This window comes from Caballeronia sp. dw_19 (assembly GCF_018449515.1).
In the GTDB taxonomy this organism is placed as follows: Bacteria; Pseudomonadota; Gammaproteobacteria; order Burkholderiales; family Burkholderiaceae; genus Caballeronia.
Genome location: NZ_JAAVUQ010000027.1, coordinates 1 through 15,618 on the forward strand (window position 1 = coordinate 1; position 15,618 = coordinate 15,618).

Annotated in this window: 14 protein-coding genes and 1 pseudogene; 7 read left to right on the forward strand and 8 right to left on the reverse strand. The window is 60.8% G+C overall.

Annotated features, from left to right (window positions below; all coding sequences use genetic code 11):
- Positions 1-187 precede the first annotated feature (187 nt).
- The 4 genes from HB376_RS28265 to HB376_RS28280 all read right to left on the reverse strand — a co-directional run bounded on the left by HB376_RS28265 (position 188) and on the right by HB376_RS28280 (position 4,946).
- Positions 188-1,402 carry an MFS transporter gene (locus HB376_RS28265; protein WP_213767021.1) on the reverse strand — a complete coding sequence of 405 codons (1,215 nt, stop codon included), beginning with the start codon at positions 1,400-1,402 and terminating at the stop codon, positions 188-190.
- Between the two features lie 193 nt (positions 1,403-1,595).
- Positions 1,596-2,573, reverse strand: a complete 978-nt coding sequence (locus HB376_RS28270) for a LysR family transcriptional regulator (RefSeq protein WP_213767022.1) — start codon at positions 2,571-2,573, stop codon at positions 1,596-1,598.
- 296 nt (positions 2,574-2,869) lie between these two features.
- The gene (locus HB376_RS28275) at positions 2,870-3,520 is read right to left on the reverse strand and encodes a 2-hydroxychromene-2-carboxylate isomerase (protein ID WP_213767023.1); all 651 of its coding nucleotides are present in this window, start codon (positions 3,518-3,520) and stop codon (positions 2,870-2,872) included.
- 70 nt (positions 3,521-3,590) lie between these two features.
- Positions 3,591-4,946, reverse strand: coding sequence for a TAXI family TRAP transporter solute-binding subunit (locus HB376_RS28280; protein ID WP_255631619.1), 1,356 nt, complete (start codon positions 4,944-4,946; stop codon positions 3,591-3,593).
- An 827-nt stretch (positions 4,947-5,773) separates the two neighbouring features.
- On the opposite strand from HB376_RS28280, the gene HB376_RS28285 reads away from it, so the two are divergent.
- Complete coding sequence (locus tag HB376_RS28285; protein WP_213767025.1) at positions 5,774-6,124, forward strand: BON domain-containing protein; 351 nt, start codon at positions 5,774-5,776, stop codon at positions 6,122-6,124.
- Between the two features lie 229 nt (positions 6,125-6,353).
- A pseudogene (locus tag HB376_RS28290) lies at positions 6,354-8,463 on the forward strand (D-(-)-3-hydroxybutyrate oligomer hydrolase).
- A 227-nt stretch (positions 8,464-8,690) separates the two neighbouring features.
- On the opposite strand, the gene HB376_RS28295 reads toward HB376_RS28290, so the two are convergent.
- Positions 8,691-9,488, reverse strand: a complete 798-nt coding sequence (locus tag HB376_RS28295; protein ID WP_213767026.1) for a DUF2242 domain-containing protein — start codon at positions 9,486-9,488, stop codon at positions 8,691-8,693.
- A 262-nt stretch (positions 9,489-9,750) separates the two neighbouring features.
- On the opposite strand from HB376_RS28295, the gene vapB reads away from it, so the two are divergent.
- From vapB to groL, 4 genes are all read left to right on the forward strand, one after another.
- Positions 9,751-10,014: a type II toxin-antitoxin system VapB family antitoxin gene (gene vapB / locus HB376_RS28300; RefSeq protein WP_213767027.1), complete on the forward strand. Its 264-nt coding sequence runs from the start codon at positions 9,751-9,753 to the stop codon at positions 10,012-10,014.
- The gene (locus tag HB376_RS28305) at positions 10,011-10,436 is read left to right on the forward strand and encodes a type II toxin-antitoxin system VapC family toxin (protein ID WP_213767028.1); all 426 of its coding nucleotides are present in this window, start codon (positions 10,011-10,013) and stop codon (positions 10,434-10,436) included. The genes vapB and HB376_RS28305 overlap by 4 nt, the downstream gene beginning before the upstream one ends.
- Positions 10,437-10,751: 315 nt before the next feature.
- On the forward strand, positions 10,752-11,042 hold the full coding sequence (locus HB376_RS28310; protein ID WP_031362728.1) for a co-chaperone GroES: 291 nt from the start codon (positions 10,752-10,754) through the stop codon (positions 11,040-11,042).
- Between the two features lie 109 nt (positions 11,043-11,151).
- Positions 11,152-12,792 (forward strand): chaperonin GroEL, encoded by a 1,641-nt coding sequence (groL, locus tag HB376_RS28315; RefSeq protein ID WP_213767029.1) that lies wholly within the window; start codon positions 11,152-11,154, stop codon positions 12,790-12,792.
- A 118-nt stretch (positions 12,793-12,910) separates the two neighbouring features.
- Here the strand turns inward: groL and HB376_RS28320 are convergent, their stop codons facing one another.
- From HB376_RS28320 to HB376_RS28330, 3 genes are read right to left on the reverse strand one after another with little or no spacing between them, the layout of a single operon-like run.
- The gene (locus HB376_RS28320) at positions 12,911-13,357 is read right to left on the reverse strand and encodes a hypothetical protein (protein WP_218627408.1); all 447 of its coding nucleotides are present in this window, start codon (positions 13,355-13,357) and stop codon (positions 12,911-12,913) included.
- Positions 13,350-14,165: a DUF72 domain-containing protein gene (locus HB376_RS28325; RefSeq protein ID WP_213767030.1), complete on the reverse strand. Its 816-nt coding sequence runs from the start codon at positions 14,163-14,165 to the stop codon at positions 13,350-13,352. The genes HB376_RS28320 and HB376_RS28325 overlap by 8 nt, the downstream gene beginning before the upstream one ends.
- Before the next feature lie 25 nt (positions 14,166-14,190).
- Positions 14,191-15,072 carry a hydroxymethylpyrimidine/phosphomethylpyrimidine kinase gene (locus tag HB376_RS28330; RefSeq protein ID WP_213767031.1) on the reverse strand — a complete coding sequence of 294 codons (882 nt, stop codon included), beginning with the start codon at positions 15,070-15,072 and terminating at the stop codon, positions 14,191-14,193.
- 367 nt (positions 15,073-15,439) lie between these two features.
- Between HB376_RS28330 and HB376_RS28335 the strand changes: the two genes are divergently transcribed.
- Complete coding sequence (locus tag HB376_RS28335) at positions 15,440-15,610, forward strand: rubredoxin (RefSeq protein ID WP_025527884.1); 171 nt, start codon at positions 15,440-15,442, stop codon at positions 15,608-15,610.
- Positions 15,611-15,618 lie beyond the last annotated feature (8 nt).

Here is a 15,618-nt window from a genome sequence, read left to right on the forward strand (position 1 = left end):
TGACGTGCCGCCACGCACAGTGGCTAATAGTGATAAAGAGAAAATCCGACTCTCGCAGGCCGCTAAGGCCGAAAGCAGCAACCCGGCATTGACCCCCGACCGCTACGGCCGAAAGCACCAACCCGGCATAGACCCCAACCGCTAACCCTGGAACCTAGCCCCCCGACGCCCAAACCCCCCCAACCTCCTACGCCGTAGCCGCTCCCCCAACCCCGCGCCCTGTGCGCACATACAACGCGATGGTGAGCGCCACCCCCGCCGCCGATGCAACCGCAGCAAACAGATACACGGAGCTGAACCCAAACTCCCCGGCGATATACCCGGCCAGCGGCCCCGTCACGCCCAGCGACAAATCCAAAAACACCGAATACGCCGACAATGCCGCGCCACGACTAGCCGGCGGCACGAGCCCGACCGCCTCAACCCCGAGCGCAGGAAAGATCAACGCAAAACCAAATCCGGTCAGCGCGGCACCCGCAAGCGCAAAGGCGGGATCGGCCGCAAGCCAGAGCATCAGCAAGCCGACACATTCGAACGCAAACGACACAATAGCCACGCGAAAGCCGCCAAAAACCTTGATGGTGTTGGCAAACAACAGCCGCGAGCCGACGAACATCGTGCCGAACACGGTCAGCGAAAGCGCTGCGTCCGGCCAGTTATGCGCGGCATAAAAGAGCGTAATGAACGTGGCGATCGACCCAAATCCCGCCGATCCCAGCGCGAGACCCATGCCGTGCGGCAGCACGCGAAAGAACACGCTGCGATACGACATGCGCTCGCCATGCACGATCGGAACAGCCGCCATGCGCGTGGCAAGCCAATAGCCGAGGCCGCCCAGCGCAATCACCAGCGCGCCCAGCGACGCAAATCCGATCGAGCGCTCCATCGCCACGCCAAGCGGGGCGCCAACGGCCAGCGCGCCATACGTGGCAATGCCGTTCCACGAGATCACGCGCCCGCTGCCGGCGGCGCCAACCCGTCCGATACCCCACGTGATCGCACCGGTTCCGACCCAGCTTTCGCCAAAGCCAAGCACAAGACGGCCGATAATTAACAGCCCCAGGCTCACCGAATGCCATTGCGACGCGAGCGCCGCGCTGAGCAGCAGCACGCCGCTGATCGCGCAGGCGGTCAGCCCGTACAGCACGGTCTGCTTCGGCCCGATGGTGTCCGCCGTGCGCCCGGCGAGCGGCCGCGAGGCGAGGGTTGCGAAGTACTGGACGCTGATTGCCACGCCTGCCATCACCGATCCATAGCCGAGATCCGTATGCACGAAACCAGGCAGCACCGCGAGCGGGATGCCAATGGTCAAATAACAAATGAACGTGAACGTGACGACCGAGACGATTCGCCCGGTAATGGCTAGATCGGCGCGTCGGGACAGCGGGGCTTCGGTGGACATTGGGGTAATTGCGGGGTTGATATCGCTGAAGAGGCGTGATTCTCCCATAGCTTAGGCGCAAACGTGGCCCGCCAGATGCTTTTTCAGGATACGCAGAATAGCGAAAAGCCTTGTCGGGGAAGAGTTTGCAGAATTTTCGTTGCGGACGAAGAATTTGCATCTGGCCCGTGACCGGCCGTGGAGTGGGAAGGTCTTACCGGTTTTCCAGGCCTGCGGACTGCCCGGTCAACTCCCTGGAGACATCGGCCATCAGCGCCTGCAACCAGGCCAGGTCGGTGGGGCGGCTGACCTCGGGCAAGGACATCAGATAACTTTCGATAGGCGGAAACTCGATCGGCGACTCCATGACCACCAGCGGCAACAGCGCGGCGTAATGCAGCGCGAAGCGTCGCGTAGCGGTGAAGATCAGGTCGGATTGCAGCAGCACTTGCGGCACGAGCCCGAAGTACGGAATGGTCGTGACAATGCGTCGACGGATGCCTGCGCCCGCCAGGCCTATATCGATAGGATGACGCTTCACACCGCTATACGTGGTCGGCGCGAGATGCGCCGCGAGCGCATAGCGAGCCGTTGTCAGCGGTTCGCGTGCGAGCGGATGGCCGCGGCGCATGAGGCACACGAAGCTGTCGGTGAAGAGATCGCGGCGGGCAAAACGCGGCTCGGGATTCTCCCAGTTACCGACGACCAGGTCGAGATCGCCGTCATCGAGCGCACGTTCGTGATCAAGCGTCGGCGTCAGCGATTCGATCTCCAGCCGCGCATTCGGCGCCGCCACGCGGAATGCGCGAATCATCGTCGGCATGAAAAAGTCGTTCAGGTAATCCGGCGCGGCGACCCGGAAGGTGCGCCGTGACGTGCTGGGATCGAAGGCGCCATGCGGCGTGGCGACAAACTCGACCTCGCGCAACGTGCGCTGCACAGCCGGCAGCAGCGACGCGCCGTACTCGGTCGGCACCATGCCCTGCTTGCCGCGCACGAGAATGGGGTCGCGCAGCAGTTCGCGCAGCCGCCGCAGCGCCGTGCTGATGGCGGGTTGCGTCTGCCCCAGGCGCAGCGCGGCCTGCGTGACGCTGCGCTCGGTCAGCAGTGTTTGCAGCACGCGGATCAGCCAGATGTCGAGGGAATCGGCGGCGGAGCTGGCGTAATCGGCGGGATCAATGGGATCAGTCATAGAGCGCGGTCTTCGGGCGGACCCTTGGGGCTGGGTGTTGCGTAGCAATTCATGGCGGGACAATCAGGCGTAATGCGCGCCCGATCGAGCGTGCACTACGTTAAGCCCGACCGAACGCGCACGCCATAGCGTGCATGCTATGGATGGAATAGGGGCCGACCGCTAACCCGCGCGGGCCGAACCTGCGGAACCCGCCGAACCTGACGATTCTCATCCCCCGCCGCTTCACACTTCCGAAAAGGGGCCGACCGTCAACCAGCGCGGGCCGAACGTGACGATCCTCATACCGCGCCGCGTCACACTTCCGGCGCCGTCCTCGGCAAATTGCTGATTCGCCGTACTTCCTTGCCATCGAGCCAGTTCGGTGAACGCGCGACGTAAAGCACCATCGGCAGCGTGTCTTCGCCCCAGAACAATTGCTGGTTCACCACGAACGTCGGCACACCGAACACGCCGAGTTCCACCGCGCGCTCGACATTCGCCCGCAATGTCGCCTTGACGTCCTCGAGCTCGATCATTTTCGCGCCGTCGGGCAGGCCCACGTGGCGGCACAGATCGTCGAATCCCTGCTCGCTCGACGGATCGCGGCCATCCTTCCAGATGAACCGGAAAATCTCGCGGATACATCCAATTTCCCCGCCCGATGCCACGGCAAGGCGCAGCGCCTTGCTGGAATCGAAGGGATGCGACGGCGGCATTTTGAACGGAATACCCAGTTGTTCGGCGCGAAAGAGCGCGTATCGATACATAAACACGCGCTTTGACGGGATGTTGCCCGGCATCGGCTGGCCCCAGTGCTTGAGGAGCTTCAAATAGTCGATGGGCAACACTTCGAACGGCATGTTCGGCCACTTTTCATGCTGTTCGAGCAGCAGATACGAAAAGGGAGAGTTGAAATCGAAAAAAAAGTACGGCTGATGCGGATCGATGGAAGCCGAGGCGCTCATATGAATCTCCCTGGTGCGTTGCTCGTCGCGGTAGCCGTCACGCCGGTTACCGTCGTTTCTTCTTTCGATATTACGTGGTGTGCTGAACGCTGTCTCCCTGCGCGTCAAGTGCGGCGGCCTGCGCCATGGTCAGCCGCTGCCGCACGAAGCCGATATGCTCGCGCAGCACGTAGAACTGGTCCGCGTAGGCGAGCGGCATTTTCATCTGGTTGACCGCGTTCTCGATGCCGTCCACCCGTTCGATCAGCGCCTCGCGCTGAGCTGGTTCGGGGTCGCTCATGGCCTCGCGTTCAATGCCGATCAGCGCGCCGTAGATCTTGTAGATCCGAGATTTGATCCGCCATCTGTACAGTCCCGGCACGAGCCGAAAACCCGGAATCAGCACCACGATAATCGGCACCAGCAGCACGATCACGCGATCGGCAAGACTCGCGATCCAGAACGGCAGCGTCCGGTACAGGAAGCTTTTACCCGACTTGTAGTAACGCTCGGCGTCGTCGCTGATCCGAAATTCGTGTTGCAGCGGCGCGGGGAATTCGTTGGCCGTCTGCAACAGGTTCGCGCGTCCGTGCACCTCTTTCGCGGCTTCGATCAGCAAATCGGACAGCGCCGGATGCAGTCCGTCGCGGGCGATCAGCTCGGCTGTCGGCGCAATCAGATGGAAAGGTTGCGGCGGCACGTTCTTCGCCAGATCGAAGGCGCCCATCGGCAGGACGATCACCTTCAGATACGGAAAGCGCCGCGCGTAGGCGTCGGCCTGGGTGAAGTCGAGGAAACGAACGCCGGGCGTGCGAAACAGCTTGCCCATGGTCGGCGGCTGCGCGGAGTCCCCGGTGAGAAACGCGGCGTCGATACTCCCGTCCGTCAGTGCGCTGGCCGCGGCGTCGCCGCTCAGCGGCAGCAATTCGGTGTTGCCGCCCGGCTCGATGCCATTCGCCTTCAGCACCGCCAGCGCGAGCGCACGCGTGCCGCTGCCTTCGGTGCTGATGGCGAGCCGCTTCCCCTTCAATTCTGAAAGCCGCGTCAGCAGCGGTCCCCGATAAAACACCGCCAGCGGCACATACGCCACGCTGCCGAGTGAGACCAGATTTTCATGCTTATCCGGCGTGCCGGGCGCCGACATGCCGCCCTGAACGAAACCGACATCGACGTTCACCTTCGGATCTTCGAGCTTTTGCAGGTTATCGAGCGAACCCTGCGACTCCAGTACGTTCAGCGTGACACCGTTGCGCGCGAGGATCCTTTTGTACTGCTGCGCGTCGTTCCAGAACGAACTGCCCTGTGGTCCCGCCGACATCGTCAGCGTATTGGGCGGCGCGGGCTGGATCAGGCGCACGGCGAGATAGATCGCGGCGGCGCTGATCAGCAGGATTGGTCCGAACGATATCGCGAGGTCGCGCCAGGAAATTGCGACGAAACGTGCCATTGTCGGCGCCATGCGCCGGGTGCGGGTTTTCTTCGGGGTTTCCTGAGCGGGAGGTTCTTGGCCGGGAGTTTGAGTCATTGTCGGGTTCGGTGGGGCGGGGACCTGCGTTGACGCAAAACCGCAAAGCCATTAAAGCAGCGAATTTTATAAACGGGATCGAAAGAAGAAAGGGAAAGGGAAAACCCTCGCACCTGCTTATTCAACAAACAAATCTGGGATGGTTAAAAATACCTCTCCTTGTCCGCATTAAGCCTTTTCATTCAATCCCGGCAGTAAAACATGCCTGTGCCAATATGTTGAAACGTCTGTTGTTACATTCATTGCCCATGCGCTGTCGCAATTTTCGCCGATGGTACATGAACGCCCGTGCTGTTGGATCACAGGCAGGCCCTAAGCCGGTATGACAATAACCACAACTACGGTCGAGTGCGCACTTCATCGTGTTAAATGCTTTGCGCTTCTCGCGAGGCTGGATTAAATTGACGTTCGCCGCCGTAGAACCAGCATCCGCGCCGCCTAACCGGCATTCGGAGAAATGCTCCGAGCAGAACCGGCAGCGTCGCATGATGTGCAGCAGCTTATGTCCTTGAGCCAACGGTCATGACGCCCTTACAAGAAAGGCCGGACATTTGTTTTTTCGCCAGTCTCTCGCAACACCGTGTCGCCAGCATCGCCGGTCTGTTTGTGTCGTATGCGCGTCGATCGTCGGGTCGCCGTTCGTACAGTCAGGCCGCAAGATGTCGTAGCCAAGCCGCTGGGTTGATGCGGTCCAAAGAAGTACAAGAGCAACACTTTGCGAAGTCCAAAGCGAAACAAAAGGAGAAGTCATGAAAGTAGTCGATATGTTGAAGGCGCTGAGCGTCGTGGTGTGCGTCGCAGTGGCGTCGAGCGCCTATGCTCAATCAAGTGATGCCACGGCCACGACGGCACCGTCGGCCAAGACCACCAAGAAGGTCAACCGCAAGCTCGGCCTCGATGTGCGGCGTGCATTGAGTAAGGCACAGGGCATCGACGTGTCGAACATCTTCGTGCGCGCACGCGGCGGTGCAGTCGTGCTGACGGGTACGGTGCCGGACGGCGCGCAAATCCCGAAGGCTGAAGAAGTGGCGAAGGGCGTGAGCGGTGTGACTTCCGTCTCGAACAAGCTCACGCTGGCTGAACCGAACGGTGGAGGCTGATGCTTTCCTGAGCCTTGGACTGCGGTGCGTCGTTGCAGCGTTTTTGCAGCGTGTGACGCGGTTTCGTCCAGTGGTTTGAATAACGGGTTCCGGTGCTTTGCGCCGGAACCCGTTATGCGTTATGGGACCAGGCTATGGGCGCACGCTTCCTGGTTGAAAGCAGGAGCCAGGTTCGCGACGCGCATCGAAAGAAGTACGCCGGATAAAAACAACATGGTGGAGAGCGACGATGAAGCGATTCCCGGGAGTCACGGCGCTTGCCCTGGCAATGGTGGCGTTCGGCCTCGCGGCCTGTCACGGCAACGATGACGGCAATGGCAGTGGCAATGGTTCGCAGAACAATGCGCTGCCGAACTTCATCGCCGGCAGCGTGCGCACGCAAACCTATGACGGCACGACCGATGACCTGCTGACAGCGGGGCCTGGGCAAGGACGGGCTGGCATCGGCAACGCCGCCGGCCATTGCCAACGCGGCCGCGCCGAGCGCCGCTGAATTGCGCCGTCTCGCGATCTACTCGAACTATCGCGCGCTCGTCGATATGTCCACCAATGGCGGCTACGGGCGCTTCTGGGGGCCGAACGTCGACCTGAACGGCAACGACACGCTCGGCGAGGGGATGATCGCCGGCAAGGAATATCTGGCTTTCGCCGACGACGGCAGCGGTACGCTCAACGTGAGTTTGCTCGTGCAGATCCCGGCGAGTTTCAACCCCGACCAGCCGTGCATTGTCACGGCCACTTCGTCCGGGTCGCGCGGCGTGTACGGGGCGATATCGGCGGCGGGGGAATGGGGTTTGAAACGCGGCTGCGCGGTCGCTTACACCGATAAAGGCAGCGGCAACGGCGCGCACGAACTGGCGTCGAACACGATTACGCTTATCGACGGCACGTTGTTGAACGCCGCGGCTGCCGGCAAGACCAGCGTGTTCACGGCGAACCTCGGGAGCACTAATCTTGCCACGTTCAACGGGCAATTCCCGAATCGCTACGCGTTCAAACACGCGCACTCGCAGCAGAATCCGGAGAAAAGCTGGGGCACGAATACGCTGCAGGCAATCCAGTTCGCGTACTGGGCGCTCAACGATACCTACGGCCCGCTCGACGGCACCACGCGCAAGACCCGCTATAACCGCGGGGATGTGACGACCATCGCGGCGTCGGTGAGCAATGGCGGCGGCGCGTCGCTCGCGGCCGCCGAGCAGGACACGCAGGGATGGATCACGGCGGTGGTCGTGGGTGAGCCGCAGATCAACCTGAACGTTCCGTCGCAGGTTTCGGTGAGGCAGGGCGGCGTGCCGGTGGCGTCGTTCGGCCGGCCGCTCGCCGACTACATGACGCTCGCGAACCTGCTGCAGCCGTGCGCGGCACTGGCGCCGGCCGCAGCGGGCGCGCCTTATCTCACGGCGTTGCCCGTGGCCACGACCGCGTCGATCCGGGCGGCGCGCTGCGCGTCGCTGGCAGTGAACGGCGTGATTACCGGCGGCGATGTGATCAGCCAAGCCACCAATGCCCTTGCCCAACTGCATCAGGCCGGTTATCAGACAGACTCCGACTTCCTGCAGGCGCCGATGTGGGATTCGCAGGCCGTGCCGGCGGTTGCCGTGACGTATGCCAACGCATACACGCAGTCGAGCGTCGCCGATAACCTGTGCAACTTCAGTTTCGGCACGACCAATGCCGTGACGGGGGCGGCTGGAGTCAGCCAGCTCGTATCGCCGATGTCTACCGTGTTCGGCAACGGCAATGGCGTGCCGCCGACCAACGGTATCAATCTCGTCTACAACGCGGGAAATTCGGGCGCGGCGGACCATCGATTCGCTAGCGCCGACGCAAGTTTCGCCGGCGCGTTTTGTCTGCGCGGCTTGTGGACGAACGGCGACGCGCGGATGACGGCGAATGTCAATGCGATCCGGGTGAATGCGAATCTGCACGGGAAGCCGGCGATCATCGTGCAGGGGCGCTCGGATACGCTTGTGCCGATCAACCACGCGTCGCGCCCGTACGCGGCGATGAACAAGCTGGCCGAGGGCAATTCAAGCAATTTGTCGTTTTACGAGGTGACGAACGGCCAGCATTTCGATGCGTTCCTGAGCGTCGCGGGCTTCGATACGCGCTTCGTGCCGCTGCAGTACTACAACCTTCAGGCGCTGAACCTGATGTGGGCGCATTTGAAGAACGGGGCGCCTTTGCCGCCGTCGCAGGTTGTGCATACGGTGCCGCGAGGCGGTACGGCGGGAGCGGCGCCGGCTTTATCGGTGAGCAATTTACCGGCGATTTCCGCCTCGCCCGGGTCGAACGCAATCACGTTCGGCGGTGGCGGGGTGAATGTGCCGAATTGAAGCTGGGGCTTCATCTCGCCGGTCAATGGCTGGCCGGCGACGGTATCTGATGGGGACGGGGCGCAATTTGCGATTTGTCGAAGCGCGGCCGCAGAAACTGGCGGCGGTTGGCGTGTTGCCGACAGCAAGTATTGGATAAGCCGCTATCTTCGATTGATTACGTGGCGACTATCGGTGCGTAAATTGGCTGCAGCGGGAAGGCCCTGGCGGCAACTGCGTTCGAGCGCTTAAGGCGTGGTCGCCGATGCGGAAACCGGCGCCGAAGCCGGGGCAGCTACCGTCACCGCCGTAGCGCTGGCGCTGGCGGCTGAAACCGCACTCGCCGTTGGCGCAGGGCTAGCCGCACTGGCGTTCAACTCCGCGCGAGCGGCCGCACTCGCGGCTGGCGTCTGCACGACGATGGGTGTTGGCGTGAGGTCCGGCGAATTCAGGATCAGCGATGGCGCAAGCGCCTGACTGCTGACATTCTCGCCAGGAATCGGCGAACTGCGTGGCACGGTCTTCAAATAGTGCTCGACCAGACTAAAAAAGCGATCGTAGAACTTGCCTGCCGGCACGGTTTCGCTGGAGATTTTCACCATCGAGTCGCTGTTCGAGCGGATCGGCAGCGAGAGCGAACCGAGCACGCTCAAACCCACACTGGCCGAGGTATCGCTTTTCTTCAGCGTATAACCGTCCTGCACGGCATTCACATACGCGATGCTCGTATTGCTCGCGTTCTCGCCCGCCGTGCAGACCACATGAAACGACACCACCACGTGCGTGTCCGCCGCGGGCTGGAAGTTCTTGGTGGCATCGACGGTATCAGGCTGCGGCATGGTCGTCACGTAACCCTGGCTCAACAACGCGCGGCGCGAGGCTTCGCAGGTTTCCTGACTGGTGGCGTCGTAGTTGCGGGTGAACGGACTCGCGCCCGTCAAGAACATTTCGGCCTGATAGCTGGGTGTGGGCGCGGCCTTGCCGCCACAAGCGGCGAGGGCGAGCAGGGGCAGGGCGAGCGAAAGTCGGGAAAGCGGGTTTTGCATGACGGCGGCTGGATGAAACGAAGGACTTCGGCGGCCTAGATTGTAGTGCGCCGCGCGGTTGGACGTAAAAAGCGAGAAATTTAGGGGGAGCTTCGATTCACGGTTCCGGCTTTTCGAGCGGCGTCTTTCGGTGCCTGCGCGTCTCCCGAAGCGCTCTAACACCTTCAGCGTCATGGGCTGAGCTCTCGATTTGACTTGCCCGACACGTTTCAGCATACGCATAGAATCCAACGCGTACTTCCCGTTTTTCCGGAGGCTTTTCATGCGTACCGTATTCATTTTCAAGGACGAGGCAAGCCAGGCCGTCGAGATTCCTAAGGACATGCAGTTCGAGGGAGTGGCTGAGTTAGAGATTCAGCGCGAAGGGGACACCATCCTGCTGCGCCCGGTGCGGCCAAACTGGATTTCGTTCGGGCACGAGCCGGCCGCCGGTGCAGATTTTCTCGCGGAGCGTCCTGGCGTTGTCCAGACGGGCTGCTTCGATCTTTCCGGCACCGACGAAAGCTCGGGAAAGCCAGGCCAATGACGCAACTCTATTTGCTCCACTCGAACATCTGCTCCTTCATCATGCGCGAGCGCCCAACTGAAGTCCTGGAGAAATTGCAGGCTTGCGTCGATGCCCAGCAGCGCATTGTCATTTCAGCCATCACCTACGCGGAAATGCGTTTCGGGTCGATCGACAAAAAGGCATCGCCCAAACATGCTGGACTTGTATCGACCTTTGTCGCGCGGCTGGACGGCATCCTGCCTTGGGACACTGCGGCCGTAGACGAGACGACACGCGTGCGAATCGCGCTGGCAAGCTATGGAACGCCCATCGGCGATAACGATGCCGCTATCGCCGGCCACGCTCTGGCCGCCGGCACAGTGCTGGTGACGAACAACGTTCGCGAGTTCAAACGAGTGCCCGGCTTGCGCATCGAAGACTGGGCTACGCCCGCGACCTGACAAAGAATTTGCCATCCCTTGGCAACCGGTGACTACATAAGTCGTAAGCTATTGTTTCATTGAGCTTTTTTCCACTTAAAACCAATTTGCTCGACACGAACGAACGGAAGCTGGAGAGACCCAACCTCTCATTCAGATCTGCTTCGACATCTATTTCTCGTCCCTTGCCGATATCCCTTCTTGAAATTACCGATCGGTGTGCCATATACTTGGCACTCACTGCACGAGAGTGCTAACAGTTTTCCGCCCGGTGGCTTTGTAGGTCGTCGGACGGGTTTCCCGCGTTTTTATAGTCTCAGTTAGAGAGGAGTGTGTATGAACCTTCGTCCTTTGCACGATCGCGTCATCGTCAAACGTCTGGATCAGGAAACCAAGACTGCCTCGGGCCTCATCATCCCCGACGCTGCAGCTGAAAAGCCGGATCAAGGCGAAATCCTGGCCGTCGGCCCGGGCAAGCGCGATGACAAGGGTACGCAAAACGCCCTCGACGTCAAAGTGGGCGACCGCGTGCTGTTCGGTAAATACGCTGGTCAGACCGTCAAGGTCGACGGCAATGAACTGCTCGTGATGCGCGAAGAAGACATCATGGCCGTTCTGGTCAAGTAATCACCTTCAAGCCCATTTGGCTTTCCGGCCGGACGATCGAACCGCTCAAGCGATTCTCGTCCGCCCTGATCGAAAGCCAGAAAACTGAAACGAATCAAGGAGTTTGAATATGGCAGCTAAAGAAGTCGTATTTGGCGATATCGCCCGTGCAAAGATGGTTGAAGGCGTGAACATCCTGGCCAACGCGGTCAAGGTCACGCTGGGCCCGAAGGGTCGTAACGTGGTTCTGGAACGCAGCTTCGGCGGCCCGACGGTCACGAAAGACGGTGTTTCGGTCGCTAAAGAAATCGAACTGAAAGACCGCCTGCAGAACATGGGCGCGCAAATGGTGAAGGAAGTTGCTTCCCGCACCAGCGACAACGCAGGCGACGGCACGACCACGGCTACGGTCCTGGCTCAGTCGATCGTTCGCGAAGGCATGAAGTACGTTGCATCGGGCATGAACCCGATGGACCTGAAGCGCGGTATCGACAAGGCAGTTTCGGCTGCTATCGAAGAACTGCGCAAGATCAGCAAGCCTTGCACGACGAACAAGGAAATCGCTCAGGTTGGCGCGATTTCGGCTAACAGCGACACGTCGATTGGTGACCGTATTGCTGAAGCAATGGACAAGGTCGGCAAGGAAGGCGTGATCACGGTTGAAGACGGCAAGTCGCTGGAAGACGAGCTGGACGTGGTTGAAGGTATGCAATTCGACCGCGGTTACCTGTCGCCGTATTTCATCAACACGCCGGAAAAGCAAGTCGCGATCCTCGAAAACCCGTTCGTGCTGCTGCACGACAAGAAGGTGTCGAACATTCGTGACCTGCTCCCGATCCTGGAACAAGTTGCGAAGGCTGGCCGTCCGCTGCTGATCATCGCTGAAGATGTCGAAGGCGAAGCGCTGGCTACGCTGGTTGTGAACAACATCCGCGGCATCTTGAAGACCGTTGCTGTGAAGGCTCCGGGCTTTGGCGATCGTCGTAAGGCCATGCTGGAAGACATCGCGATCCTGACCGGTGGTCAAGTGATTGCTGAAGAAACCGGCCTGACGCTGGAAAAGGCTACGCTGGCTGAGCTGGGTTCGGCAAAGCGCATCGAAGTGGCGAAGGAAAACACCACGATCATCGACGGCGCTGGCGAAGCTGCAAACATCGAAGCGCGCGTGAAGCAAGTTCGCACGCAAATCGAAGAAGCGACGTCGGACTACGACCGTGAAAAGCTGCAAGAACGTGTCGCCAAGCTGGCTGGCGGCGTTGCAGTGATCAAGGTTGGCGCTGCTACCGAAGTCGAAATGAAGGAAAAGAAGGCACGCGTTGAAGACGCACTGCACGCAACGCGCGCAGCTGTGGAAGAAGGCATCGTGGCTGGCGGCGGCGTTGCGCTGATCCGCGCTCGTCTGGCACTGAAGGACCTGAAGGGCGACAACGCTGATCAGGACGCCGGCATCAAGATCGTGCTGCGCGCGATGGAAGAGCCGCTTCGCCAGATCGTCACGAACGGTGGCGAAGAAGCCAGCGTCGTGGTGGCAGCAGTTGCAGCCGGTACGGGCAACTTCGGCTACAACGCGCAAACGGGCGAGTACGTCGACCTGGTGGAAGCCGGTGTTGTGGACCCGACCAAGGTGACGCGTACGGCATTGCAAAACGCGGCATCGGTGGCAGGTCTGCTGCTGACGACCGACTGCGCTGTGTCGGAACTGCCGAAGGAAGATGCTCCGATGGGCGGCGGTATGCCCGGCGGTATGGGCGGTATGGGCATGGACATGTAATTTCGGGCCTGGCCTGAATTACAGGGCAGCGCGGGTTTCTTCGGGAGCCCGGGTTGCCAAAGAAAAAACCCGCATCGGCAACGATGCGGGTTTTTTTATCGGCTCAAGAAACTGCCGGCTACTTGTTGTTCTCTGCTCGCATCTGTTCGGCGGCCGCCTTGTAGTCGTAGGTCGGATAGAACTCGGTCCGGTAACCACCCCACGCGGTATTTTCGATTGCGCGATTCACGTCACGCAATTTATCGGCGGGGACACGCAGCGTGACCACCTGACCGATGCCCATCATCACGTACCACGAAACCACCTGAACGCCCGGCGGCGGAAACGCCTTGAAAAAGCCTTGCTCCTTCAATTGTTCGTTGATCTTCGGCAGCGTCTTCGACTCATCATGCTTCAGGAAAATGGTCAGCAGAAAGGTGCCATCGCCGACGGGCGTAGCGTTCGAATTCGTGTTTTCAGCAGGAGCCGGAGCCGGAGCCGTCTGCGCGAACGCCGCAGCGGAACTGACGGCCACCAGCGCCCCGGCAATCACCCGTGCAACCAGCCATTTTCTGCACTCAAGCATCAGCTTTCTCCCTGACGGCAACCCGTTTCGGACGCGCGTTCAATGCCTTGCGGCTTTTCACACGCAGCGCGTTGAACTGGGCGTGGCCGGCGGCGGTGTTGTCGAAGATGCACCAAACCTCGTGCGCTTTTTTCGCCCGATCATGGAGCGTGAGCGCGAGGGAATCGAGGTAGGGATATTCGTACGATGACTGGTACATCTCCGGCGAGCCATGTAGCCGGAAATACACCAGCGACGTATCCGCCCGATGCGCGATGAAACAGTCATCGGGTTGTGGATCGGCATCGACGTAGGCAATCTGTTTCGACTTGAGCAACGTGGCCGCGTCTTTCGCGAACCAGCTCTCGTGCCGTGCTTCCAGCGCGATCGGAATGTCCGTGCGTTCACGCATCGATGTAAAAAACGACTTGGCCACGTCGGGGTCGAACGCGAGGCTGGGCGGTAGTTGCACAAGCCAGCAACCGAGCGTACTGCCCAGTTCAGTCGCGGCTTCGAGGAAGGTGTCGAGCAGCGTTTCGCAACTCACGAGACGCGCGTCGTGCGTAATGGCCTTCGGGATTTTCACGGAAAAGCGAAACGTACTGGGCACGCTATCGCGCCAGCGTGCATACGTTTCCGCCCGATGCGGCCGATAAAAGCTGGAGTTGATTTCAACGCAGGTCAGCACCTGCGAATAACGGGCGAGGTGAGTACCGTCGCCGGGGAAGTGTTCCGCGACTGCGTCCGTGATGCCCCAGCCAGCGCAGCCGACCCGCACGAGGCCGGGACTGTGCTTGAGTGGGTGGAGCGATGTTTTGCGCAGCGGCATGTGTCAGTTTCGCTCCAGGAAAGTGTCAGTGGCGGGCTTCGCCCGGTGTAACGGGTGGTGCATCGGGTTGTGCATCTATAACCACGGGCGGTGTCTCGTCGTCATCGTTCGAACGCGCCCAGAAAAACCGGTCCGGCAAATAAGCGCCCATGCCGGGCCTGAACGCAGCGCGGGTCGCCTGGAACACATATTCCTGTGCTTCGCGCGCGGCTTCCGCGGGTTCCTGCCCGTTAGCGAGCAACGCGGCGATGGCAGACCCGAGCGTGTCGGTAATGCCCATCATGCGGTGCTCGGTACGGTCCCACGTGTCCTGCCTGATCTGGCCTTCCTCACTGTAAAGCGTGTTCACATGCCGATGCGTGCCCGTTTCCGTCGCCAGGATGTACTCGCAGCCCTGCGACAGCAAATGCGAGATCGCGGCGTCGAGCGTGGGCGCTTCGGCGTCGCCATCGGGCTGCGCGAGCTGCAGGAGCGTGGCGTGATCGGCCACGAGCATGGTGGTTTGCGGCACCAGCAAATCCGCTATCGATTCGCGCAATTCGTCCGCCGCCAGCACGTGTTCGTCGTCGAGCGTGAAGTCGGGTGCGAGGATCAGCGGCACGTCGTCGTAGTCGGCGACCACTTCTGCAATTGCGCTGACCACTTCCGCGCGCGTCGCCGCGCCGATCTTGAAGGCCGCCACAGGCATATCTTCCAGCAACATGCGGGCCTGAGTGCCGACGGTGTCGGGGTCGAGCCCGGTGACTTCGTCGCAGGTCGCCGAGTCGCGCACGGTGTAGCCGGTCAGGACAGTGAGTCCGTGACAGCCCATGCTGGCGAGTGTCAGCAGGTCTGCCTGCAGGCCGGAGCCGCCCGTGGGATCGGACAGGCCAAAGGTTAGAACAATAGGAGGGGTGTCGCTGGGCATCGGATTATTCGTTTGTTCAAATCTATCGGCTATTCAAGCGGCCGGACAAGGAGCCGGCGCAAACGGCACGATTATGCGGCCTAAAGTCACGTGGACACATGAGATGGGCTTTTTTTCGTACCAAAGCCGGATGAATCATTGTGCGGGAACCGGTGCAACGAAGGACCGATACTTGCTGGAAGGGCGTCGCGCGCTGTGTAACGGCCGCGTGGCGGTGCCGGGAGGGATTCAATGAAACCCCACAACGAAACCCGAAAGCCGTCCGAATCCCGGCCGATCGGCCAGCGCTGCCGCATTGCTAGGCATCGCGCCGCCAAACCGGTACCATCATGCACTCATTTAACCGATTGCCCGACGCGACATAAGTATGGAATACAGAAGCTGGATGTGCCTGATTTGTGGCTGGATTTATGACGAAGAAGCGGGACTGCCCGAGGAAGGAATTGCGCCGGGTACTCGCTGGGAAGACGTTCCAATTAACTGGACGTGTCCCGAATGCGGCGCACGCAAGGAAGACTTCGAAATGGTCCAGATCTGAGCAAAGGC

Coding starts and splice junctions, on each gene's coding strand:
- HB376_RS28265 (WP_213767021.1), bottom strand. CDS start 1,402: ATGTCCACCGAAGCCCCGCTGTCCCGACGCGCCGATCTAGCCATTACC.
- HB376_RS28270 (WP_213767022.1), bottom strand. CDS start 2,573: ATGACTGATCCCATTGATCCCGCCGATTACGCCAGCTCCGCCGCCGAT.
- HB376_RS28275 (WP_213767023.1), bottom strand. CDS start 3,520: ATGAGCGCCTCGGCTTCCATCGATCCGCATCAGCCGTACTTTTTTTTC.
- HB376_RS28280 (WP_255631619.1), bottom strand. CDS start 4,946: ATGGCACGTTTCGTCGCAATTTCCTGGCGCGACCTCGCGATATCGTTC.
- HB376_RS28285 (WP_213767025.1), top strand. CDS start 5,774: ATGAAAGTAGTCGATATGTTGAAGGCGCTGAGCGTCGTGGTGTGCGTC.
- HB376_RS28295 (WP_213767026.1), bottom strand. CDS start 9,488: ATGCAAAACCCGCTTTCCCGACTTTCGCTCGCCCTGCCCCTGCTCGCC.
- vapB (WP_213767027.1), top strand. CDS start 9,751: ATGCGTACCGTATTCATTTTCAAGGACGAGGCAAGCCAGGCCGTCGAG.
- HB376_RS28305 (WP_213767028.1), top strand. CDS start 10,011: ATGACGCAACTCTATTTGCTCCACTCGAACATCTGCTCCTTCATCATG.
- HB376_RS28310 (WP_031362728.1), top strand. CDS start 10,752: ATGAACCTTCGTCCTTTGCACGATCGCGTCATCGTCAAACGTCTGGAT.
- groL (WP_213767029.1), top strand. CDS start 11,152: ATGGCAGCTAAAGAAGTCGTATTTGGCGATATCGCCCGTGCAAAGATG.
- HB376_RS28320 (WP_218627408.1), bottom strand. CDS start 13,357: ATGCTTGAGTGCAGAAAATGGCTGGTTGCACGGGTGATTGCCGGGGCG.
- HB376_RS28325 (WP_213767030.1), bottom strand. CDS start 14,165: ATGCCGCTGCGCAAAACATCGCTCCACCCACTCAAGCACAGTCCCGGC.
- HB376_RS28330 (WP_213767031.1), bottom strand. CDS start 15,072: ATGCCCAGCGACACCCCTCCTATTGTTCTAACCTTTGGCCTGTCCGAT.
- HB376_RS28335 (WP_025527884.1), top strand. CDS start 15,440: ATGGAATACAGAAGCTGGATGTGCCTGATTTGTGGCTGGATTTATGAC.